Source organism: Paenibacillus lentimorbus NRRL B-30488 (assembly GCF_000411595.1).
Lineage (GTDB): Bacteria > Bacillota > Bacilli > Bacillales > Bacillaceae > Bacillus > Bacillus velezensis.
In genome coordinates this window covers 59,264-81,449 of record NZ_ANAT01000030.1, presented here as the reverse complement: position 1 = coordinate 81,449, position 22,186 = coordinate 59,264, and the positions used below count along the sequence as shown (strand labels likewise).

19 protein-coding genes, 3 pseudogenes and 1 other annotated feature are annotated in these 22,186 nt (G+C 47.7%); of the genes and pseudogenes, 6 read left to right on the top strand and 16 right to left on the bottom strand.

All coding sequences use genetic code 11. The features are described from left to right. Window positions 1-137 precede the first annotated feature (137 nt). The 3 genes and pseudogenes from D368_RS15270 to D368_RS15260 form a co-directional block, all read right to left on the bottom strand. On the bottom strand, window positions 138-527 hold the full coding sequence (locus D368_RS15270) for a DoxX family protein (RefSeq protein ID WP_003156689.1): 390 nt from the start codon (window positions 525-527) through the stop codon (window positions 138-140). 102 nt (window positions 528-629) lie between these two features. Beyond that, on the bottom strand, window positions 630-1,568 hold the full coding sequence (locus tag D368_RS15265; RefSeq protein ID WP_128574951.1) for a ring-cleaving dioxygenase: 939 nt from the start codon (window positions 1,566-1,568) through the stop codon (window positions 630-632). A gap of 24 nt (window positions 1,569-1,592) precedes the next feature. Then, window positions 1,593-2,212: pseudogene (locus D368_RS15260) on the bottom strand (nitroreductase family protein). Between the two features lie 397 nt (window positions 2,213-2,609). Here D368_RS15260 and D368_RS15255 point away from each other — a divergent pair. Further along, a complete protein-coding gene (locus D368_RS15255) occupies window positions 2,610-3,503 on the top strand; it encodes a cation diffusion facilitator family transporter (protein ID WP_058906537.1) in 894 nt (297 codons plus the stop codon). Between the two features lie 79 nt (window positions 3,504-3,582). Here the strand turns inward: D368_RS15255 and D368_RS15250 are convergent, their stop codons facing one another. The 4 genes and pseudogenes from D368_RS15250 to glnK all read right to left on the bottom strand — a co-directional run bounded on the left by D368_RS15250 (window position 3,583) and on the right by glnK (window position 7,586). Then, a complete protein-coding gene (locus tag D368_RS15250; RefSeq protein WP_015388747.1) occupies window positions 3,583-3,747 on the bottom strand; it encodes a tryptophan RNA-binding attenuator protein inhibitory protein in 165 nt (54 codons plus the stop codon). A gap of 88 nt (window positions 3,748-3,835) precedes the next feature. Continuing rightward, window positions 3,836-4,086 (bottom strand) — a binding site (T-box leader). Window positions 4,087-4,134: 48 nt separating this feature from the next. Next, window positions 4,135-5,054: pseudogene (locus D368_RS15245) on the bottom strand (macrolide 2'-phosphotransferase). 294 nt (window positions 5,055-5,348) lie between these two features. Then, window positions 5,349-6,284, bottom strand: coding sequence for a glutamine utilization two-component system response regulator GlnL (glnL, locus tag D368_RS15240; RefSeq protein ID WP_128574950.1), 936 nt, complete (start codon window positions 6,282-6,284; stop codon window positions 5,349-5,351). 12 nt (window positions 6,285-6,296) lie between these two features. Next, window positions 6,297-7,586, bottom strand: a pseudogene (glnK, locus tag D368_RS15235) (two-component system sensor histidine kinase GlnK). Window positions 7,587-7,829: 243 nt separating this feature from the next. On the opposite strand from glnK, the gene D368_RS15230 reads away from it, so the two are divergent. The 4 genes from D368_RS15230 (at window position 7,830) to D368_RS15215 (ending at window position 12,854) form a co-directional block, all read left to right on the top strand. Continuing rightward, window positions 7,830-8,813: a glutaminase gene (locus D368_RS15230; protein ID WP_017419333.1), complete on the top strand. Its 984-nt coding sequence runs from the start codon at window positions 7,830-7,832 to the stop codon at window positions 8,811-8,813. Between the two features lie 24 nt (window positions 8,814-8,837). Then, window positions 8,838-10,274 (top strand): alanine/glycine:cation symporter family protein, encoded by a 1,437-nt coding sequence (locus D368_RS15225; protein WP_101562658.1) that lies wholly within the window; start codon window positions 8,838-8,840, stop codon window positions 10,272-10,274. 115 nt (window positions 10,275-10,389) lie between these two features. Continuing rightward, window positions 10,390-11,337, top strand: a complete 948-nt coding sequence (mmuM, locus tag D368_RS15220; protein ID WP_063174907.1) for a homocysteine S-methyltransferase — start codon at window positions 10,390-10,392, stop codon at window positions 11,335-11,337. Between the two features lie 68 nt (window positions 11,338-11,405). Continuing rightward, entirely contained in the window at window positions 11,406-12,854 is a 1,449-nt protein-coding gene (locus tag D368_RS15215) for an amino acid permease (protein ID WP_077723125.1), read from the top strand. Window positions 12,855-12,893: 39 nt separating this feature from the next. On the opposite strand, the gene D368_RS15210 is transcribed toward D368_RS15215, so the two are convergent. After that, a complete protein-coding gene (locus tag D368_RS15210; RefSeq protein ID WP_025853807.1) occupies window positions 12,894-13,961 on the bottom strand; it encodes a branched-chain amino acid aminotransferase in 1,068 nt (355 codons plus the stop codon). Window positions 13,962-14,331: 370 nt separating this feature from the next. On the opposite strand from D368_RS15210, the gene gltP reads away from it, so the two are divergent. Beyond that, complete coding sequence (gene gltP / locus D368_RS15205) at window positions 14,332-15,582, top strand: glutamate-aspartate/proton symporter GltP (RefSeq protein ID WP_014304261.1); 1,251 nt, start codon at window positions 14,332-14,334, stop codon at window positions 15,580-15,582. Between the two features lie 36 nt (window positions 15,583-15,618). Here gltP and trhO read toward each other — a convergent pair whose 3' ends face one another. The 8 genes from trhO to D368_RS15165 form a co-directional block, all read right to left on the bottom strand. Next, window positions 15,619-16,587: an oxygen-dependent tRNA uridine(34) hydroxylase TrhO gene (trhO, locus tag D368_RS15200; RefSeq protein ID WP_031378711.1), complete on the bottom strand. Its 969-nt coding sequence runs from the start codon at window positions 16,585-16,587 to the stop codon at window positions 15,619-15,621. A gap of 106 nt (window positions 16,588-16,693) precedes the next feature. Then, a complete protein-coding gene (locus tag D368_RS15195; protein WP_101562657.1) occupies window positions 16,694-16,969 on the bottom strand; it encodes a hypothetical protein in 276 nt (91 codons plus the stop codon). A 42-nt stretch (window positions 16,970-17,011) separates the two neighbouring features. Beyond that, window positions 17,012-17,827, bottom strand: a complete 816-nt coding sequence (locus D368_RS15190) for a phosphatidylserine decarboxylase (RefSeq protein WP_101562656.1) — start codon at window positions 17,825-17,827, stop codon at window positions 17,012-17,014. Next, entirely contained in the window at window positions 17,820-18,308 is a 489-nt protein-coding gene (locus tag D368_RS15185; RefSeq protein WP_025650172.1) for a DedA family protein, read from the bottom strand. The genes D368_RS15190 and D368_RS15185 overlap by 8 nt, the downstream gene beginning before the upstream one ends. Beyond that, window positions 18,299-18,832, bottom strand: coding sequence for a CDP-diacylglycerol--serine O-phosphatidyltransferase (pssA, locus tag D368_RS15180; protein WP_003156712.1), 534 nt, complete (start codon window positions 18,830-18,832; stop codon window positions 18,299-18,301). The genes D368_RS15185 and pssA overlap by 10 nt, the downstream gene beginning before the upstream one ends. A 477-nt stretch (window positions 18,833-19,309) precedes the next feature. After that, window positions 19,310-20,464 (bottom strand): phosphoribosylglycinamide formyltransferase 2, encoded by a 1,155-nt coding sequence (purT, locus tag D368_RS15175; protein WP_003156713.1) that lies wholly within the window; start codon window positions 20,462-20,464, stop codon window positions 19,310-19,312. A gap of 81 nt (window positions 20,465-20,545) precedes the next feature. Further along, entirely contained in the window at window positions 20,546-21,616 is a 1,071-nt protein-coding gene (locus D368_RS15170) for an iron-containing alcohol dehydrogenase family protein (RefSeq protein ID WP_128574949.1), read from the bottom strand. 72 nt (window positions 21,617-21,688) lie between these two features. Continuing rightward, the gene (locus D368_RS15165; protein WP_003156718.1) at window positions 21,689-22,159 is read right to left on the bottom strand and encodes a helix-turn-helix transcriptional regulator; all 471 of its coding nucleotides are present in this window, start codon (window positions 22,157-22,159) and stop codon (window positions 21,689-21,691) included. Window positions 22,160-22,186: the final 27 nt, after the last annotated feature.

Sequence of the window (22,186 nt, the reverse complement as noted above, 5' to 3'; positions counted from 1 at the left end):
CATCAATACTCGTACATTCACTATACACATTTATATGGATCATATCCTCTTTTTTGCGATTCAGAGCACCTTAACGTCGTGCTTGAAAAATAAAAGAACAGTTACCGCTTTTCAGTAACTGTTCTTAGATACTTATATTAAAAATGCAAAGCGTACGCCCCTGAACCGATGAGTGCAACTCCGATGGAGACGGCAATCAGCACCACGTTATATTCAAAACCGCCGGCACCGTTCGCAAACCCTTTCGCTCCATGAACTTTTACAATGGCACCTAACATAATGATCGTTATGATAGCAGCTCCAAGCGGGAGGAATACACCTAAAATAAATAAAATTCCGCTTGCGAGTTCCCCGAGACCTGATAAAGCGGCCGCGGCATTGCCTGGTTTAACTCCAATTGACTCGAACCATTGTCCGGTTCCTTTAATCCCGTATCCGCCAAACCAGCCGAATAATTTTTGTGATCCATAAAACAGAAACACCACACCAATCATGATTCGAATAAGTAATAGTCCTGCATCTTCCATTTTTATCTCTCCTTATCTTTGATTTCATCTGATTCTTTGCTGGACGGTACCATCCAGCAATCATCAATTGACTATATGTTTCTTTATTTTTTATGTGTCAAATCAATCTAATTCTCTTACTTCAAACGGCAGCAGCCCTTGTTCAATTTGTGCCCGGTGCGGTTCATACTGCTCAGGGAGCATCAATTTTCCCCCCATTGTTTCTTGTGATTCATCATGTGCAAAGCCCGGCGGATCAGTTGCGATCTCAAATAAGATTTCCCCATGTTCTCTGAAGTAAACCGCATTAAAATAGTTTCTATCCTGAACAGGAGTCACACCATATCCGTGCGCAGCAATGAATCTTTGCCAATCTAATTGATCTTCGTCATCCTGAGCCCGCCAAGCGATGTGATGCACTGTGCCGACACCCATTTGTCCGCGGCCGATAGGCGTTAATTTAAGATCAATCACATTCCCGATATCACCGGCAGAACGATAACGAACGAAGTCTCCTTCTTTGCCGACTCGCTCAAGCCCCATGATGTTTTCCAGCAGTTCACCTGTTTTTTCAGGCTGTGCTGATAACAGGGTTGCACCGCCAAAGCCTTTAATGGCAACATCCGGGGTTACATCTCCGAAAGTCCACGTATTGACCTCCCCTGCTTCTCTTTCCACGATTTCTAAATGCAGGCCATGCGGATCATCAAATTCTATATATTGTTCTCCAAAACGCTCGATTTTTGTGTATGGCACGTTGAACTTTTCAAGTCTCTTTTCCCAAAATGCCATGGCACCTCTCGGCACGACGTAAGATGTCACGCCAACCTGTCCGTCTCCAATGACGCCTTGACGGGCGTCCGCCCACGGAAAGAATGTGATGATTGTTCCCGGCTTCCCGCCTTCATCCCCAAAATAAAGGTGATACGTACCCGGATCATCAAAATTGACCGTTTGCTTGACCAATCGCAGCCCCAGCACTCCCGCGTAGAAATCAGCATTCTCTTGAGGGTGGCCGACAATTGCTGTAATATGATGGATTCCCATCGTTTTTTTAGCCATTTTTATCCGCTCCTTTACAAATATTTAAATATACTCCACAAACTCATTCACAGGCTTTCGGTAGCCGCGCGGCCTTCTGCTTTCTATTTTTCTTTCCCGATTGTAATCATCATGACGACCTCAAATTGATCATCTATATTCAAAATCTGTTTCACGGCTTCAGGATCAAACCCTATCATCGGACAGGTGTCCCAGCCTTTTTCCTTAGCAGTCAGCATAAAGATCATCGCAGAAAGTGAAGCATTTCTTATCGCCTCATCTCTCTTAAACAGTTCTCCCCTGTTTTCATAAAACGAAACGGTGTCTTGAACCATGTGATCATACTCTTGTTTATTTAATACCCCCAGCATCTTCAACCCTTCATAGATGCCAGCCGCTTGCTGATATGCCTGCTTATCCCCTAAAACCAAAAGAACCGCTGATGAGCTGAACACTTTATATTGTCCGTTTGCGGCCTGCTTCAGCTTTTCTTTTACCTCCGGGTCAAGAACCGTCACATATTTTGTATGCTGCAAATTAAAAGCTGATGGAGCCAACGCAACCAATTCAAACATTTCGTTGAGCTCATCTCTTGTGATTGGATGTTCTGGAAGAAAGTTGCTTGCAGATCTTCTTTCATTCACCAGCTGTACAAATTCAGCCATTTCTCTCGCACTCCCCTTTATCTCGAATTCGAGATATTATGGTATAAAAAATCAAATAGCATATGATCAAAAAACGAAACGATCGGCAGGTTCTTATCCTGCACTCTAATTAAATTACCTTGAATTAAAATATCTTGAATTCAAGATAATAATAAAAGATAAATATTCAAATGTCAACAGTTCATTTTTAAATTCAGCGCAATTTTGTTTATGTACTATTTAGCCCTGCTCCAACTTTTTTTCTGTCACCTTATTTATTAGTAAACAGGAAACAACCTTGCTATAGACCCACTCGAAACTGAATTGATATGATAAGCAAAGTGATTACACAAGAAAGGATACGGAGAGCGAATCAAAAGCGCTCCTATTTTTTTGTGCAGTTTTATAGGAGGAAAAAATGACAAGTGAAAGAGAACAAATAAGCAAAAAAGTTGCTTTGATTGCATTGATAGCCAATCTGATCTTAATGGCAGGAAAGATCTTTTTTGGACTGATAGGCGATAGTGAAGCAGTTTTTGCCGACGGTATACATTCTGCAGCGGATGTCGTGGCTTCAATTGCTGTCCTGGCCGTCATCGGTATTTCTAATAAGCCGCCCGATCAAGACCATCCTTTCGGGCATGGCAAAGCTGAGGTCATCAGCGAAGCGATTGTAGGAATCATATTAGTGCTCGTTTCCGTGTATATTCTGATAGAAGCGATTTCGTCCTTTGTTGAAGGTCCAAGCATCCCGCAATACAGCGCATTGTTTGCGGCTCTGATATCCTACGTGGCTAAGCAGATCTTATATCGTTATTCGATCAAACAAGGGGAAAAATGGAACAGTAAAGCGATTATAGCGATTGCATACGATCATAAAGGCGATATCGTTGCCTCTCTTGCCGCTTTTATCGGCGTCCTATTGGCGATTATCGGGAACACACGCGGATGGTCCTATCTGTTGTACGCCGATGCAATTGCCAGTGTCATCGTGGCGTACCTCATTTTTAAGATTTCAATGGAATTAATCAGGCCGTCTGTTGATGTTCTCATGGAAAAAAGTGTCGATCCCGAACTGATAGAGGAATATAAAGCGGTTATTTTGCATTGTCCTCAAGTCAAACGGCTCGATAAAATCCGAGCGAGAGAACACGGCCACTATAAATTGCTTGATGTCCGGTTATCTTTGGATCATGATTTGACGATTAAGCAGGGACACGATATAGCCCGCGAAATCCGAAATGAAATCAAAAGACACTTTTCAGATGTTGAAGAAGTGCTCATCCATGTGAATCCTTATTTTGAAGAATGAAAAAGCAGCTTGTAGAGAAAACGATGTTTTTCTACAAGCTTTTTTGTTTTGTGCTGTTTCTTTACATATTCGTTTGATTTCACTGATCCATATGCTTTCTGATAAAATGCAGCAGCGTGTTTCCTTGAGCGGTCAATATGACGCCCTTCGCGCCGCACTTCGGACAGGGCGTCCCTTCTTTCTCCTCGCCGGTTCCTTCACAATGCGGGCACGTGAGCTCAAGATCGTCGGTTGCGATCACCATGAATATCCCTCCTTTTTTGATTGTCTGCCCGTCTCCAGTCACTTTCCATGGCCATCACCTCCTTAACAACACAAAAAAACCCCGTCCATCAAAGGACGAGGTTTTCGCGGTGCCACCTTTATTAACGGCTGAAAAGCCATTCTCTCAAAAAGTACAGAAACTCAGGGTTTCAATACTCCTTTCTTGATAACGGGGAAAGAATCCCGGCACCGCCTACTGTCATTTCAGCGCAGCAATTCAGAAGCCCATTCGGCACCGGACGGGGATCGGTTCACAGCGGCCACCGACTCTCTGAACCCCGCGCGCTGATGCGTACTTACTCTTCCTCAGCATTGTTCATCCGTTCTATGATTTTAAAATGTATCATACGCTGTCATCCGGCGGAAGTCAATAACCTTTCGGATCGGACAGGCCGAGCATGTCCCGCGCCATTTGCATATGCTCCTCTTGCCCCGTCTGAAGCGCGAACTTCGCCGTTTCCACAGGGTAAGCGGCCTGCCATTCTGTCACATGCTCCTGCATTTTCGGCCAGACGCGCCCGCCTTCAGCTTCGTAGCTCTTCATCAGCCGTTTTGTTTCTCTTTCTCCTAATATCACTTGATAAAGGACAAAATCCTTGGCCGGATCGGCAACCTTTGCCTCCGTCCAATCGAGGAGACCCGTCACACGCTGATTTTCGCCGATCAAAATATGCGGAGGATGCAAGTCGCCATGGATCAGCGCGGAAAAATCAGGCCAGTACGAGCTGTCATTTATCCACGTTTGCCATCTTTTCCAAAGCTGTTCTGAAACCCCGATTTCTTTTTTATATGATCCATTGATTCCGCCGCCCTTTGCCTGACGTCATCCGGTTTTATAATTTCAATTCCGGATCTGGAGGCCGCATCCGGGTCTGCCCCGTGCAGCCCGGCTAATGCCGCGGCAAGCGAGCCGACAAAACCGTCTGAAGGCGGCTCGTGTTCCATATTCCAGACATACTGTTTCTTATCCAGATCAATAGCGGCAGCGGGTATTCCGTCCAGTTTCGGATAAGCGATCAGTTCCGGTGTATGAATCCGCCAATCGGGGACTGATACCGCGGCATGGCTGCGGAGAAACGCGAGAACATCGCTTTCTGCAGCCGCTCTTTCGATAACATCGGGACGGCGCGGCTTTCGGAGCACCCATGTCACGCCGCTGTCATCTTCAGCAAATACGACTTGGAAGTCCATACCCGTTTCATTTATGTCCGCCCCTTCATATTTTAACCGTAAGCCATTTTCCTTTGCGATGTTCAGAACGGATTCTATTTCCCTTTGTTTTGTCATTTCGTTTCCCCATTTCCCTTATTGACTGACACAGAGCTTCGCCTTTAGGCGGAGGAGAAAGAGATATGTGAAGACGCCAAAAAGAGGGCGGCATAATCGCCGCCCCCTCACTATTATGTCAGGTTCCTTATTCAGGCAGACAATCCCGGTTTCCTCCGCCCTCAAGGCAGAGACTTTGACACTATTTCATTAGTGCGAAAACCGGAATTTGATCAGCCATCAGGATCCCTCCGTTCCTTCTTAGTTAACATTATTTTACACAAAACCTTATATATGTAAACCCTATTTATCCGCTTATCGGCTTCCTCCGCTGACAAATTTTGATCCTTCGCGTAAATCTTTCGCCTCCAAGAAAAAGACGTGAATGAATTTTTTCATATTCACTTTAACCGGAGAAAGCGGCACGGTTTCCTTGGCCTGCATTTCTTTCATTCTCTTGCTGACAGCGGGGAAATCAAAGAATTTCGAGGCGTAATATTCAAATTTGGGGTTTGAAAAATCAGTTGTGCCCAATGAAGCGAAATGGTTTAACGAATGAATGATGGCCCTTCTGATCCGCTGTTCCGAGGCTTTGATTTCTCTGTTAACCTCGGCTTGTGCCGCCGCAGGCCCCAGCTTCCGGATGGCGGCGTTTGTAAACATCTGCTTTAAAGACGGGATGTTTCTTTCCGCCTGTTCATCCTCAAATAAATAGTGAAGGACGGCCATGAGGTCATGCGCCCCGCTTTCTCCCACGATGCCTAATTCCGATAAAAGAAATTTTCCTGTTTCTTTGATTGATTTCTCATGCATCCCCCCCGGCCCGCTTTTTTTCGGCTCATTCCGCTGAATAAGACGGCTTAATGAATGTTGGATGTCGCCGATCGACGTTTCCAGTTCAATCCGCTCTTTTACTTTTCGCAAAACGGTGACGATCTCGATTTTGTTGATCGGTTTATGGATAAAGTATTCGATGCCGAGAGAATAAGCTTCTCCCACCATTTCCTTTGCCTCCACCTGCGATATCATCACTGCTTTTCCGTTGTACGACCCCTGAAGATGCCGTATCGTCTCAATCCCGTCCCGACCCGGCATCAGCAGATCAATTAATAAAATATCGACTTGTTTGAAATGGAGATAATGCCCTTCAATCTGGCTTCCATCCTCTGCCTCACCGACGACTTCGCCTAAGTCCTCGTCCTCAATCATCTGTTTTAAAATGGAACGGATCGCCCGGTCATCATCAGCTATAAAAAACGCATATTATGAGTTCATCCTTTCTGCAATCAAATGCTTCACCGGCAGCTTAATCGTAAATATGACGCCTTTTGGCTTGTTATGAAAGGAAATGTCTCCGTCAAGTTCGGTTACGATTTCCTTCACGTATGAAAGCCCGATGCCCGTTGAAGGTGTGCCGAATTCATCGTATTTGGACGTAAAACCGGGATCATAAACGACCTCTCCGATTTTTTCCGGAATGCCGGGACCGTCATCTTCCGCCTCAAATTCAGCCATCTCTCCCTCAGCCCTGCGCAGCGCGAGGCGGATCTCACCCCTGTCACCCATGGCTTCGACGGCATTGGCGGTCAGGTTATTTAAGATCGACAGGACGGTAAAGACGTGATAATCGGGGTGTTCTCCTTCAATCACGCTTTTGAATTGAATGTCTTTGCCTAAAGATTCGGCGTATTTTTCATTGATGCGGATAACGAGGCCGACCAGATCGGCGGCCTTCATGTAATCCCGGAATCTCTCATTTGAAATCAGCTTCGACAGGCCGGCGAATATTCGCTGATTGTCTTTTTTCACTTCATGAATTTCTCCCGCAAGGCGCAGCATTCGGCTCCCGAGCTCCCGGTCGTTCCCGCTCATTTCCCGATACAGCTGATAGGATTCTTTCGTCACATGCTCCGTCGTTTTTAACGTTTTTTCAAATGAATCGTTTCTTCATATAAGTTAGATACAATCATCAGCATGTGCTCATGCTGCTTTCTCGTTTGTTTTTCCCTGACCTGAGATTCGTGCAGCTTCATCACGTTGAAAAAACTCAGCACAATAAATGTGTGAGAAACAGCGATAACCGCGATATCCGCCAGCTTGTCCGGGATCATAATCTGCTTGCCGCCGGAAAACTGAACCGTCATTTCAACGGCATCGGACGCCATTTCAATGAGAAAACCGAGAAACCCGATCATGAGCGGCCGATCCCAAAAAAGCCTGACCTTCAGCACATAAAACAAGCAGGCATATGTAAAGTAAAAAAGAAACTGGGATATTGGCTGAAAAAAGCCGCCGTAAATCCGGCATGCTCTCCTCCCCAGCAAGCCAGGCCGATTCGGAATGCCACAACGGCTGCACCTGTCAACAGCCCTGACAATACCGCCGGCACATGCCGAAGCAGCAGAAGAAAAAGAAAAAAGCCGGGGCGCCGAAGCTGATCCGATATACCTCATTCAGGGGGTAAAATTTCAGTTCCCCCGCCAGCGGCACGGTGATCAGCATAAGAGCGAAAAGATAGCCGTCTTTTTTCAGTAAATAGTCGAGCCTGATCACAATCACTTCCTTCTTCTGTCTATTTTGAATAAGACCGATACAGTCCGCAAATTTCTTTAGACCCGAATGGCGGGACACTCCGGCTGATTTATAAATCTATCGGCTTATTTTAAGAATGATTTTGTCGTATTTTGTATGATTCTGTAGATGTCATTATACATTAACATGGAACACGCTATTTTTGAAAACGTTTTCCAAGACCGGTTTCCGCTTCGGACAGGCTTGCAATAGAGGAGGAATGTTATGAAAGATATGGTCAGAGAGCGCCTTGAAAAAGAGGAACTGGCTTCACTTTTACAAGATTGGGTCGAGCATTACCGACCGTTTTCCGTCAATGGAAAAAGCGCAAATTATATACCCGCCCTTGGAGAAATCAACGACTCTCAGCTGGGCATTTGCATATTAGAGCCGGATGGCTCAATGATTCATGCCGGTGAATGGAATGTCCCGTTCACATTGCAGAGCATCTCAAAAGTCATCAGCTTTATTGCCGCCTGCATGTCCAGAGGCATTCCTTATGTGCTCGATCGTGTGGACGTGGAGCCGACAGGTGATGCGTTTAATTCTATCATCCGGCTTGAAATCCATAAACCCGGGAAGCCCTTCAACCCGATGATCAATGCCGGCGCCATTACCGTCGCCTCGCTGCTTCCGGGTGAAACGGCGCATAATAAATTAGAATATCTCTTTTCCGTTTTTGAAAAATTAATAGGGAAACGGCCTCACATTCACGAGGAGGTCTTCCGTTCTGAATGGCAGACCGCACATCGGAACAGAGCACTCGCCTACTATTTAAAAGAAACAAACTTTCTCGAGGCGGATGTGGAAGAAACGCTTGAAGTGTATTTAAAGCAGTGCGCCATGGAGAGTACAACCGAGGACATCGCTTTAATCGGATTGATACTTGCCCATGACGGCTACCATCCGATCCGACGGGAACAGGTCATTCCGAAAGATGTCGCGAAACTCGCCAAAGCCCTGATGCTGACGTGCGGGATGTACAATGCGTCAGGCAAATATGCGGCTTTCGTCGGCGTCCCGGCCAAAAGCGGGGTATCCGGCGGCATTATGGCATTGGTTCCCCCAAGCGCCAGAAGAGAACAGCCTTTTCATAACGGCTGCGGCATCGGCATTTACGGTCCGGCCATTGATGAATACGGCAACAGCCTGACAGGCGGCATGCTGCTGAAACATATCGCACAGGAGTGGGAGCTCAGTATTTTTTAATCAAACGAACCAAGAGGTGATTGGATGCAGGAATTCCTTGAAAATGTAATCGGCTCGGCAAATGATTTTTTATGGTCAAAACTGTTAATCGTACTGCTTCTTTCTCTGGGACTGTTTTTTACGTTCAGATCAAAGGGTCTGCAAATCCGCATGCTGAAGGAAATGATCCGGGTTTTGAAGGAAGGCGCGGCCGCCCGGACAAAAAACAGCATTTCCCCGTTTCAGGCATTTTGCATCAGTATGGCGGCGCGTGTCGGAACAGGGAATATTACCGGAATCGCCATTGCAATCGCACTCGGCGGTCCGGGCGCTATTTTCTGGATGTGGATTATCGCAGTCATCGGTTCGGCTTCAAGCTTTGTTGAAAGCACGCTGGCCCAAATTTATAAAGTAAAAGATCAAAACGGATTCCGCGGCGGACCTGCCTATTACATGGAAAAAGGCCTGAAGAAACGCTGGATGGGCGCGCTGTTCGCCGTATTAATCACACTGTCATTCGGGGTTGTTTTTAATTCCGTTCAATCCAATACGATCAGCGTCGCCTTTCAAAACGCATTCGGCACCAGCCGTCTTACATTGGGCATTATTTTAATCTTGGTTTTCGGCGGCGTAATCTTCGGCGGCGTCAAACGAATTGCGAAAATGGCGGAATACATCGTAGTCGTCTTGGCCGTTTTATATATCGGTGTCGCTTTCTTTGTCATTCTGACGAACATCACCCAATTGCCCGGCGTTCTGTCGCTAATCGTAAAAAATGCGTTCGGCATTGATCAGGCAGCGGGCGGCGCTTTAGGTGCGGCCTTGATGCAAGGTGTAAGACGCGGGATTTTCTCAAATGAAGCGGGTATGGGAAGCGCTCCGAACGCGGCGGCGACAGCTACGACGAGCCACCCGGTGAAACAGGGGCTCATTCAGGCATTCGGCGTCCTGACGGATACGCTCGTCATTTGTACAAGCACGGCGCTTATCATTTTATTTTCAGACGCTTATCACCAGCCGGGACTGAGCGGCATCGCGCTTTCTCAGGCCGCCTTGAGCGACCATATCGGCGCGTGGGCGTCAGGTTTCCTTGCCGTCTTAATGCTTTTGTTCGGCTTCAGCGCTCTGATGGGCAACTATTATTACGGAGAAACCAATATCGGATTTTTAAGCCAGAACAAAAAATGGCTGTTCATTTACCGCATCTGCGTGCTCGGAATGGTACTGTTCGGCTGTATTTCCAAAGTCCAGCTTGTGTGGGATATGGCTGACTTGTTCATGGGTTTAATGGTGGTCGTGAACTTAATCGCGATTTTCCTTCTGTCGAAAAAAGCGTTTGCCGCTTTGAGCGATTATGCCCGGCAAAAGAAAGCCGGAAAGGACCCCGTCTTTTACAGAGATGTGCTCCCTGATGATGACGGGATCGAATGCTGGGAGTATTCAGATAGCGCGAAAAGCGCGAAAGGCAAAAACATTTCCTAAACAAAAGGTGTTCGGGCAGCGTCCTGAACACCTTTTTTCCGCCGGTTCATTGACAAAGAGAATAGCGTCCATTACCCTTTTTATATATTTTCAGTAAAGTCAGAAAGGAAGGCCTATGAATCCCATTACACAAATATTAAATGAATACCCGGTTATGATCATAGACGGCGCGATGGCAACCGAGCTTGAGCGGATGGGCTGTGATTTACATGACGATCTGTGGTCGGCCAAAATTCTTTTGGAGAGACCCGAACTGATCAAACAGGTGCATGCAGAATATTTTGCCGCCGGCGCTGATTGCGCGATCACCGCCAGTTATCAATCGACAATTGAAGGATTTGCAGCGCGCGGCATCCCGGAAACCGATGCGATGCGTCTCATTCAGACATCTGTTGAACTTGCCGCACAAGCACGCGATGAATTTTGGGCGCATGAAGAAAACCGTTTACATCGGCCCAAACCTTTGGTCGCCGCTTCTATCGGACCTTACGGCGCGAGCCTCGCTGACGGCTCTGAATATCGCGGGCATTACGGACTGACGGAAGATGAGCTGATCAGCTTTCACCGCCCCCGGATGAAAGCCCTCATAGAATCCGGTGCCGATCTTTTGGCCTGTGAGACCATTCCGTGCCTGTCAGAAGCAAAAGCGATCACAAGGCTGCTGGAGGAATTCCCCGGCACTTATGCATGGATCAGCTTCAGCGCTAAAGACGGACGGCATATCAGCGAAGGCACGCCTATTTCCGAATGCGCGTCCCTGCTTGACTCCTGCAGCCAAATCGCAGCGATCGGCATCAACTGCACACCGATCGAACATATTCCGCCGCTGATAGAAGAAATCAAACGGGCAGCATCCAAACCGATTATCGCCTATCCGAACTCCGGTGAACAATATGACCCGGTGACAAAAACCTGGAAAGGCGCAGCGTGCGAAAACCATTTCGGAAAAAGCGCGCAAAGCTGGTACGAAAACGGCGTGAGCCTGATCGGAGGCTGCTGCCGGACGAAACCTGAGGACATCCAAGCCATTGCCGATTGGGCCAAGACCTTAAAAACAACTTGACTAATCGGAATAGTTTGTATATTCTATTCAAAAAGCCGGTTCGCCGGAATCTCGTGCCGTTCGCCGGCATGAGATTTTTTATTAGAACGGCCCTCGCAGAAAGTTGGAAAACAATGAACAACAAGAACGAGACGAATTTTCAGAGAAGTATGAAAAGCAGACACCTCTTTATGCTATCACTCGGAGGTGTGATCGGAACGGGGCTGTTTTTAAGCTCTGGGTATACCATTCATCAGGCGGGTCCGGCGGGCACCATTTTCGCTTACCTTTTGGGCGCTGGCATCGTCTATCTTGTCATGCTTTGCCTCGGTGAACTGTCAGTGGCCATGCCGGTGACGGGCGCATTCCACACCTATGCGAAGACCTATATCGGGCCCGCGACGGGCTTTACGGTCGCATGGCTGTACTGGCTGACGTGGGCGGTGGCGCTGGGCTCTGAATTCACGGCGGCCGGGCTCTTCATGCAGCGCTGGTTCCCGCATACTTCAGTTTGGATGTGGAGTGCGGTATTCGCTCTTTTCATCTTTTTATTAAACGCCTTCTCCGTGAAATTTTTTGCTGAATCGGAGTTTTGGTTCTCAAGCATTAAAGTCTTAGCCATCTTACTGTTTATTTTATTGGGCGGAGCGGCGATGTTCGGCCTCGTCCCGATGAAAAGCGGTGAGGCCGCACCTATGCTGTCGAACTTTACGGATGGCGGCAGCCTTTTTCCAAATGGTTTTTTCCCGATACTGATGACGATGCTTTCAGTAAACTTTGCTTTTTCAGGGACGGAGTTGATCGGAATCGCCGCCGGGGAAAGCGCCGATCCGGAAAAAACCGTTCCGCGCGCCATTAAGACCACAGTCTGGCGGCTGGCGCTTTTCTTTATCGGAACGATTTTTGTGCTGTCAGGGATGATCTCCATCAAGGAAGCCGGTGTGATTGAAAGCCCGTTTGTCACGGTATTTGACAGAGTCGGCGTGCCTTATGCGGCCGATCTGATGAATTTCGTCATTTTAACGGCGCTTCTGTCCGCGGCCAATTCAGGGCTGTACGCGTCATCACGTATGCTGTGGTCCCTGTCTAAAGAAGGGGAGCTTCATCCCGCCTTTGCCAGGCTGACCTCTAAAGGCATTCCTTTTAACGCTCTGATCTTCAGTATGATCGGCGGCATTCTGTCGTTGTTGTCAAGCGTATTTGCAGCGGATACAGTCTATCTTGTTCTCGTCTCCGTCTCAGGATTTGCGGTAGTGGCTGTGTGGATGAGCATCGCCGCATCGCAATTTTTGTTCAGAAGACGGTTTCTGAAAGAAGGGCACCAGCTTTCAGACTTGAAATACAGGACGCCGGGATATCCGGCCGTACCGATAGCGGCCTTTCTCCTATGCCTCGCCTCCTGTATCGGCATCGCTTTTGATCCGAACCAGGCCATCGCCCTTTATTGCGGAATTGCCTTTATGGCCGTTTGCTACACCGCTTATTACTTGAAAAACAGGAAAAGCAGAGCCCGCGTGCAAGCCGTAAAATCCCAATAACCAAAAAAGAACCCTGCAGCGCAAGGGTTCTTTTTTCATTTATACTTCAACCACCCATCTGAACGAATCCCGCACCTTCCCGACTTGGATGCCGGCAATCGTTTCATAGAGCTTTTCTGACACTTCACCGATCAAACCGTTATTCAGCTCAATCGTTTCTCCGTGAATGTGGAGCGCGCCGACCGGCGAGATGACGGCCGCGGTTCCCGTACCGAATACCTCTGACACCTCGCCTCTCATTGCAGCCTCATAGATGTCATCAATGGCGACCTGTTCTTCTCTGACACGGATGCCCCAGCTTTTTAACAGCTCTATCACAGATGCGCGTGTGATGCCCCCGAGAATGCTTCCGTTTAACGCCGGCGTTACGGCCTCTCCGTTTATGATGAAAAAGATATTCATACTGCCTACCTCTTCGGCATATTTCTTTTCCACCCCGTCGAGCCAAAGCACCTGATCGTACCCCAGTTCTTCGGCTTTCCGCTGAGCCTGTAAGCTGGCCGCATAATTTCCGGACGTTTTGACGTCGCCCACTCCGCCGGTGACGGCACGCACATACTCATCCTCCACATAAATGCGGATCGGTTTCAGCTGATCGCCGTAATACGAACCGACCGGCGTCAGAACAACCATGAACTTGTAACGCTTTGAAGGCCGGACGCCTAAAGAAGGCTCAGTCGCAATCACAAACGGACGGATATATAAAGAGGTTCCTTTTTCTATCGGTATCCATTCCTGCTCCAGCTCCACCAATTGTATCAATGCTTCCAGCGCCAGCTTCTCGTCAAGAGGCGGCATGCTCATCCGCCGTAACGATTTATTCAGCCGTTTTATATTTTGGTCAGGGCGGAACATCAACACCCGTCCGTCTTCTGACCTGTAAGCCTTCAGCCCTTCAAATACGGCCTGCCCGTAATGGAAAACCGATGCGGAAGGATCCAGATGGACCGGTTCATAAGGTGTGATTCTCGGATCATGCCACCCTCTCTCCTCTTCGTAATCCATGACAAACATGTAATCTGTGAAATACTTGCCAAATCCCAATGAAGCGGAATCCGGTTTTTCTTTTCTAGCTGTGACCTTACGTCTTTCAATCAGTTGATTCAACAAAAGCACACCTTTCTTCTAATTGTTTAAATTTTCAGTCTTTTCTAGGCTGCATGTTTTTTCTGTCCCGAATCTTGTATGCACAGATATATGAGAATGCAGTTGACCATATCATATCAAATATACCACTTATAAGAGGATAATTATCAAAATTTTTAATATTTTCAGCAGAAATCTTTCTTTATTTTTATGCTCCTTCTTTTTTTCCAATGCGGACTTTCTGTCATATTCAATGATTGCGCTTACATAATGTAAAGCAATCCTTCCTTTCGCACAGTCAATAATGTGACAAATTTATGGCGGAGAGGAAGGTGGTTGCCGCCTGCTTCACGAATTACGTAAGAAATGCGCAAGTAAAAGGGGGATTCGCTTGAAAAAATTTATCGCATTCCAGATTTTGATCGCTTTAGCCATCGGAGCATTGATCGGCCATTTCTTCCCGGATTTCGGGATGGCGCTGCGGCCCGTCGGAGACGGATTTATCCGCCTGATTAAAATGATTGTCGTGCCGATCGTGTTTTCGACCATTGTTATCGGAGCCGCCGGCAGCGGCAGTATGAAAAAAATGGGCAGTCTCGGCATCAAAACGATTATTTGGTTTGAAGTGATTACGACGCTCGTTCTGGCGCTCGGTCTGTTATTGGCAAACGTGCTGAAGCCGGGAGTCGGACTTAACCTCTCTCATCTTGCTAAAAAAGACATTCACGAGCTTTCCGGCTATACGGAAAAAGTAGTCGACCTGAAACAAATGCTTCTTGATATTATCCCCGTTAACATCATTGACGTTATGGCGAAAAATGATCTTCTCGCCGTCATTTTTTTCGCGATCCTATTCGGTGTTGCCGCAGCCGGCATCGGCAAAGCCTCCGCACCTGTCATGAGTTTCTTTGAATCCACGGCAAATATTATGTTCAAGCTGACGCAGATGGTGATGGTCACCGCTCCGATCGGCGTTCTCGCCCTGATGGCCGCCTCAGTCGGACAATTCGGAATCGCGCTTTTGCTCCCGATGCTGAAGCTGATCGGCACTGTGTTTCTCGGGCTGTTCCTGATACTCTTCGTTCTGTTTCCGATCGTGGGGCTTATCTTTAAAATCAAGTACTTTGAAGTGCTGAAAATGATTTGGGATCTGTTTTTGATTGCTTTTTCCACGACAAGCACAGAAACCATTCTGCCTCAGCTGATGGATCGTATGGAGAAATACGGCTGCCCGAAGCGGGTCGTCTCCTTTGTGGTTCCGTCAGGCTTATCGCTGAATTGTGACGGCTCCAGTCTCTATTTATCAGTGTCCTGTATTTTTCTGGCGCAGGCGTTTCATGTGGAGATGCCGCTTTCTCAGCAGCTTCTGATGATGCTTGTGCTCGTCATGACAAGCAAAGGCATTGCCGCCGTCCCGTCAGGCTCACTCGTCGTGCTTCTGGCGACAGCGAATGCCGTCGGTCTCCCCGCGGAAGGCGTCGCCATCATTGCCGGTGTCGACCGCGTCATGGACATGGCGCGAACAGGCGTCAACGTGCCCGGCCATGCGGTCGCCTGCATCGTCGTATCCAAATGGGAAAAAGCTTTCACATATAAAGGACCTGTCACGGCAGACCAGACCGCCCGGACAGAAAGTATGTAAACACAAAAAAGACCACCTCATTGGTGGTCTTTTCTATTAATCAATCGCCGCATGATCCTCTTTTTCAATCAAAGCAAGGCGTTCATTGATTTCTTCCTGAGTCATTTCGTGCTCTTTCACATACATGTTGCGTTCGTTCGTACGGCATTCGTGACTGCAGCTGCGCATGTATTTGTATTCATTCTCAGGTGTGCAGATCATTTTTTTATTACATGCCGGATTTGCACAGTTCACATAACGCTCGCACGGCTCGCCCGTGAAATAATCTTTTCCGATGATGACGTGCTCTACGCGGTTGACCGGTACGCTGATTCTTTCGTCAAACACGTAGCACTGTCCGTCCCACAGCTGCCCTTTCACTTCAGGATCTTTACCGTAAGTGACGATACCGCCGTCAAGCTGGGACACATCTTCAAAGCCCTTTTTCAGCAGCCAGCCGGAAAATTTTTCACAACGTACGCCTCCTGTGCAGTACGTGAGGATTTTTTTGCCTTCAAGCATGTCTTTGTGCTCTTCAATCCAGTCCGGCAGCTCACGGAACGCCTCAATATCAGGTCTGACCGCTCCGCGGAAATGACCGAGGTCATACTCATAGTCGTTTCTGGCGTCGATCACGATCGTGTCAGGATCCTGCATTTGCTCATAAAAGTCTTTCGGTTTCAAATGCTTGCCCGTCGTGACATTCGGATCAACATCATCTTCGAGACGAAGCGTCACCAGCTCTTTTTTATGGCGCACAAACATTTTGCGGAATGCATGGCCGTCAGCCTCGTCAATTTTGATCGGCATGTCGGCAAAACGCGGATCAGCTTTCAGCGCATTCATGTATTGATCCGTCTGTTCAACCGTTCCGGACACCGTGCCGTTAATGCCTTCCTCAGAAATCAAAATACGGCCTAACAGACCGAGCTCCTTACAAAACTTCAAATGCTGAGCCGTGAACTCTTCAGGCTCATCAATCTTTACATATTTATAATAAAGTAAAACTCTATATTGTTTTTCCATGATTTATACACCCTGTTCAATTATATTAATGATCACGCACACTATACTATATCATACAGGAAAACGGGCGAAAGATGAACATTTCCGTCCGTACTCTTTCTTCCAGTCACGCTTCGCCTTTTAAAACCTGCTGAAAATAAAACCGATACGTATTGTGCAAAAAGGTCTCAAGCGAAAGGCCGGCCGCGGTCTGATACTTGCCGATAATAAACGGAAAACGGTCACGGCCTTTTGCCCGCAGAAGATCGGCGCTGTCTTCAGCCAGTTCTGAGATGAGCGCCTCAACGACAGGCCGGCAAGCGTCCCGCACGGCTTCAAGAATTTGCTGATCCCCTGTATGCCGATACTGCTCTATCAGCTTTGCCAAATCCTTTTCTTCCATAATGTTCACTTCCTTACACCATATAAAAAAGAGGAGCAGCTTTTATAAAGCGGACGCCTCCTCCTGTGACTCCGCATAACCGATGATCTGGCCGACCTGTAATTCACGGCCTTCAGTCAGGTTATCCGAAGGGGTAAACATATCTTTCTCGAATACTAAAATAACGGTCGATCCAAATGAAAAATAGCCCAGCTCTTCCCCCGTCTCAAGCCTGGTTCCGGTGTTTGTCTGAACGATCGAGTTAATATTCATCGCACCCACCGGAATCATGAGCATCTGCTGATCAGCACAGGTCAGCTCGTACACATAACGGTAATTTTTTGAGAGCACATCTTTCCCGTACTTTAACCCCATCGTATTAACGGGATAGGAGCTTTTCCCCAGCTCGGCCAGCTTTTGATACGTGCAGCTGACGGGAGAATGGAAGCGGTGGTAATGTCTCGGGCTCAGGTAAAGCACGGCAAAACACCCGCCGTTATACTTGTGATCGGCGCTTTTAAACCCCGTCAGTTCAGCGAACGAATAATCCTTCCCTTTTACCATGAAAGTTTGATTGGGATTAATCATGCCCACCGTCTGAACGACGCCGTCCACCGGGCTGACGATGGCGTTCTTCTCTTTTGCCACGGGGCGGAGATTCAAATTAATATCACGAATGAAAAATGACGCCAGTGAATCAAAGTCAGAAGCCGTGCGTTCCGTTTCATTCCAGTTAATGCGATAGTGTTTGGAAAACAGCGGAATCATCGGCTTGCTCAGTTTCGATTCACAGAAGTTTTTAATGAGATAAGACGTCAATCGATTATTAGTCAGTTCAATCAATGAACGGTAAAGAACTTTAGCGGCAGTATTAAACATTGATTACTCCTATGAATTTTCCTATAGTAATAAAAATAAAACACCATAAAAACGCTCCGATAGCGGCGAAGCATAAGTAGGTTTTGAATTCCATTCTGCCGATTCCGGAAAAGTAGCAGGTCACGTGTCTGATGCCGGGGATAAAATAACCTAAAATAATGGTGTACGGCCCGTACTTCTTCATCCACCTGTCTACTTTCGCCATCCTCTTTTCCTTCAGGCCGACCCATTTCCCGAACTTATTAATAAACGGGCGGCCGGCTTTTCTGCCGATGAAGTAGCTGATAATCATCCCAAGGAGCGCTCCGATAAAACTGATCAGAATGGAGAGCCCGTAATTCAGCACGTTTATATGAGCGAAGTAGCCCACAAGCGTCATCATGACTTCATCCGGAATAGGCAATCCGATAATACCGAGTGTCAGCATGAGAAAAATCGCGATATATCCGTAATCGGATATTAATTGCTGAACTAATTCCATCTTCTGCTCTCCAGGTTTTCAGGCGCCTGTTTTTTAAAGTGCGGAAATTTAATATTGCTGACCATTAAATAACCGAGCGCGATCGTTCCCGCCCCCAGAAGAAAAGCGTTATTGATAAAGCTCAAAATGACAAGACACATACCCGCAAACGGAATCGGCATCCCGATAAACGTCGGCAGCTTGCTTTGTTCAATATTAAATCTGGAAAGACGGATCATCCCGCAGATGCTGTAGGAAAGCGCGATTAAAATTCCGATGAACGGAAGCGTATATAGTGAAACACTGTAAGCGAGCATGGACGGCGCTACGCCGAACGTCACGAGATCAGCAAAAGAGTCAAGCTCTCTTCCCATCTCCGATACCGCGTTCAGCTTACGGGCGGCCAAACCGTCAAAAAAATCAAGGAACATCCCGGTGAAAATAAAGATCACCGCAGAGTGTATATTATGATACAAAAGGGAATGAATCGATAAGAGCCCGCAAATGAAATTTCCAATTGTAATCATACTAGGTATATAATTCACAGTTTACACAAACCTCCAATTAAAACCATATCAAATCGGACTGCGTATGCATAAAGAATACATTTTAAGGAAACATAAAATGAAATTCTTTCGATGCTATCATTCAAATTCTTTTATTATACAGCATTTGGTGTTATTTGAACAATCTAATCTGGTGATTTTTGTTTTTTCGCCGTTCATATTAAGGTAAGCAATCATGGTTTCCTCTATTCCGGATTACCCTGCTTAAATATTCCATGCTGCGATCCGGATTGTCCGTTCTTGATGAATGAAAAGCCGTATGATGTATTGTTATTTCCTTCTCCGTGAAATGAGAACATTACATATAACGATTGCGGACATAAAAAGTTTCAAGAATTAAAAAACCGGCACAAAACGGCCTCATACATTATCTCACAACCCCGTTTTCCAGTATATAGTCTGTCCAAACAAAAAAGGCGCCTTACCATTACGGTAAAAACGCCTTTTAAGATCATTTTATGTAATTGATAAATGACTGAGTGCTTCGGCCGCTCTTTCTCTGGCCTCTTCAACGGTCTCGGCTGCAGAAAGCGCAACCGCCATACGGCGTCCGACTTTCGTGACGGGTTTACCGAATACGCGGACCTGAGTGCTTTTTACCGCCAAAGCTTTCTCCAAACCTTCAACCGCATAATCAGCAAGCTCTTTAGGCGCCTTCAGCGGACGGCTTGCCCCCGGCGACAGCTGAGTGATTTCCGGAATCGGGAATCCCAAGACCGCGCGGACATGCAGCGCAAACTCTGACAAATTTTGCGTCACAAGCGTAACGAGCCCCGTATCATGCGGACGGGGAGACACCTCGCTGAAATATACTTTATCTTCAGTAAGGAAAAGCTCCACCCCGAACAAACCGTATCCGCCGAGCTCGTCCGTTATGCTTTTCGCAATGTGTTTCGCCTCTTCAATCTGCTGTTCCGTCATATGATGAGGCTGCCATGATTCAATATAGTCACCGTCTTTTTGTTCATGTCCGATCGGCGCGCAAAAGGACGTACCGTTCGCCGCGCGCACTGTCAGAAGAGTGATTTCTGATTCAAACGGAATGAATTCCTCAACGATGACCCGGCCGTTTTTCACCCGGCCGCCTTCCATCGCCATGTCCCAGCAGCTTTTCAGCCCGGAAGCCGAGCGGCACACGCTTTGCCCTTTTCCGGAAGAGCTCATCAGCGGCTTTACCACGCACGGAAAGCCGATTGTTTCCGCCGCTTCTTTAAATTCTTCATATGTATTCGCGAATTCATAGCCGGCAGTCGGAAGATGAAGCGTCTCTGCCGCAAGCCGTCTGATGCCTTCACGGTCCATCGTCAGCTTCGCCGCACGCGCATTCGGAATGACGTGAAACCCTTCTTCCTCAAGCTTCAGCAGCTCATCCGTCGCAATGGCTTCCACTTCCGGCACGATCAGGTCCGGTTTTTCTTTCTCAATGACTTCTCTGACCTGCGCTTTATCAAGCATATCAATCACATAGCTTTTGTGCGCGGCCTGCATGGCGGGAGCATGCTCATAGCTGTCAACGGCTACAGTGACAACCCCGAGCCGCTGCGCTTCAATGACGACTTCTTTCCCCAGCTCGCCTGATCCTAATAACAACATCTTCTTCGCCTGATACATGTCCTTTAGCCCCTCCCTTTCTATACCCCACTCATTATAACGGAAATATTCAAAAAATAAAGACAAGACAGATTACAAGCTCTATCCTGTCTTTTGTGCTGATTCGAGCGATTCAATCGCCACTGACACGTCCTTCTCGCAATATTGCCCCATTAAGCATAACGATTCTTCCGCCCGGCAGGCGTGAGAAGCGATGCGGCGCTTTGCTTCCTCATGGTTGTCAAGGATGCCGAGATCACAGAGACTGACGGGGAAACCGAGCCGGCGGTAAAACGGAAGCAGCTCTTCAATCTCATGTCTCCGATTCTCAAGCGCGAGCTGCACCAATATGCCGTAAGCAACCTTCTGGCCGTGCAGCACCTGATGTGTCTCCTGAAGAAAACTGAGGCCGTTGTGGACCGCATGCGCCCCTGCCATCCTGCACAAACGGCCGCCATACCCGCCGACCGTTCCCGCAAGCATAATGATCGTTTCCGCCGTATGGATGAACGGTACGGACAGCTCGCCTTTCTCCATGCTTACGACGGCGGCTTCACTGTAACGCAATAACAGATGACGGATATATTCCGCCTGTCTCAGCCCCGCCTGCGCCATCAGCGGCGGCGCCTCCTCCGTATTTCTGATGACCGCCTCGGCCTCATACCATTTCGCCAGCGTATCACCGATCCCGCTTTTCATATATTCAATGGGAGAGGAAAGCAAAAACAGCGGATCAACAAGCGTCAAATAGCTTGAACGCTTGTGATAAACAACTCTGATAAAATTGCCGCTCTCATCATATATGACACTCAACGGCGTACTTGCCGCACACGTCCCCGCAATGGAAGGAACCATCACAGCCTCAATATCAAGCCGGTCTGCCGCCGCTTTAGCCAAATCCAAAATCGTGCCGCCTCCGATACCGATGATCACATCCGCGTCTTCCGCCTGCTCACAGACCTTACGCACCGCCTCAGGTGAACAGTATCCTTTGTGCTGAATCACATCCCAGGAAGAACCGCCGCCGTAATCGGAGAACGCCTGATAGGATTTGATTCCGGTCACAATAACGGGTTTTCTGAATGTCTCCAGCAGCCCCGGAAGTTCTTTTGCGATTCCTTCCTTGCATATGTACTGATTCGGGCCGCTTCGGACGATATCTTCAGGCTTCATTCGAATCTCTCCTTTGGCTGGAATTTATACATATTTTCTCACTTGTCAGAAAATACATCAACCGGAGGTGCGTCAGCGCTTCGCTTCCTCCGCCTCCAAAAACAGCTCATCAAGCCGCTCCAAAGCCTCTGCCTTTTCAAAACTGCTGAACCACAGATCATCATAAGAATCAAGGATGCGGTAATGGTGGGAAATCAAATGCTGCTGCAAGCGGAACTCGCCTTTTTTCTCGATGGCTTTCCACCACACCTTGCCGCCCATCGTCTTCCCCTTCGGCCTGTCAATTGTGCGGTGAGCAACCGTTTCAATGACCTCCAGCGGATCATCTCCTAATACGGATTGCAGTGTTTCACTTGATCTGAAAAGCGCGCAAACCGCCACAACGTGCGGCCATTCCGCAAGCGCCCGCCCTTTCTCAATCTGCACCAGCGACTTTTTAGAAAGGCCGATCACATCCGCCATTTTCTCCTGTGTGTAGCCTCTCTCCGACCGGATTTTCTTCAGCTGGACTGAGACAAGCTCAGTCATATAATCTTGATCCATCTCAACCTCCATATTTATCAATATAGC

Coding starts and splice junctions, on each gene's coding strand:
- purT (WP_003156713.1), bottom strand. CDS start 20,464: ATGTATCAGGCGAAGAAGATGTTGTTATTAGGATCAGGCGAGCTGGGG.
- D368_RS15195 (WP_101562657.1), bottom strand. CDS start 16,969: ATGGAAGAAAAGGATTTGGCAAAGCTGATAGAGCAGTATCGGCATACA.
- D368_RS15185 (WP_025650172.1), bottom strand. CDS start 18,308: ATGGAATTAGTTCAGCAATTAATATCCGATTACGGATATATCGCGATT.
- D368_RS15190 (WP_101562656.1), bottom strand. CDS start 17,827: ATGTTTAATACTGCCGCTAAAGTTCTTTACCGTTCATTGATTGAACTG.
- D368_RS15255 (WP_058906537.1), top strand. CDS start 2,610: ATGACAAGTGAAAGAGAACAAATAAGCAAAAAAGTTGCTTTGATTGCA.
- mmuM (WP_063174907.1), top strand. CDS start 10,390: ATGAATCCCATTACACAAATATTAAATGAATACCCGGTTATGATCATA.
- D368_RS15265 (WP_128574951.1), bottom strand. CDS start 1,568: ATGGCTAAAAAAACGATGGGAATCCATCATATTACAGCAATTGTCGGC.
- trhO (WP_031378711.1), bottom strand. CDS start 16,587: ATGGAAAAACAATATAGAGTTTTACTTTATTATAAATATGTAAAGATT.
- D368_RS15250 (WP_015388747.1), bottom strand. CDS start 3,747: ATGGTGATCGCAACCGACGATCTTGAGCTCACGTGCCCGCATTGTGAA.
- D368_RS15170 (WP_128574949.1), bottom strand. CDS start 21,616: ATGAAGCCTGAAGATATCGTCCGAAGCGGCCCGAATCAGTACATATGC.
- D368_RS15215 (WP_077723125.1), top strand. CDS start 11,406: ATGAGATTTTTTATTAGAACGGCCCTCGCAGAAAGTTGGAAAACAATG.
- D368_RS15225 (WP_101562658.1), top strand. CDS start 8,838: ATGCAGGAATTCCTTGAAAATGTAATCGGCTCGGCAAATGATTTTTTA.
- D368_RS15230 (WP_017419333.1), top strand. CDS start 7,830: ATGAAAGATATGGTCAGAGAGCGCCTTGAAAAAGAGGAACTGGCTTCA.
- D368_RS15165 (WP_003156718.1), bottom strand. CDS start 22,159: ATGGATCAAGATTATATGACTGAGCTTGTCTCAGTCCAGCTGAAGAAA.
- D368_RS15270 (WP_003156689.1), bottom strand. CDS start 527: ATGGAAGATGCAGGACTATTACTTATTCGAATCATGATTGGTGTGGTG.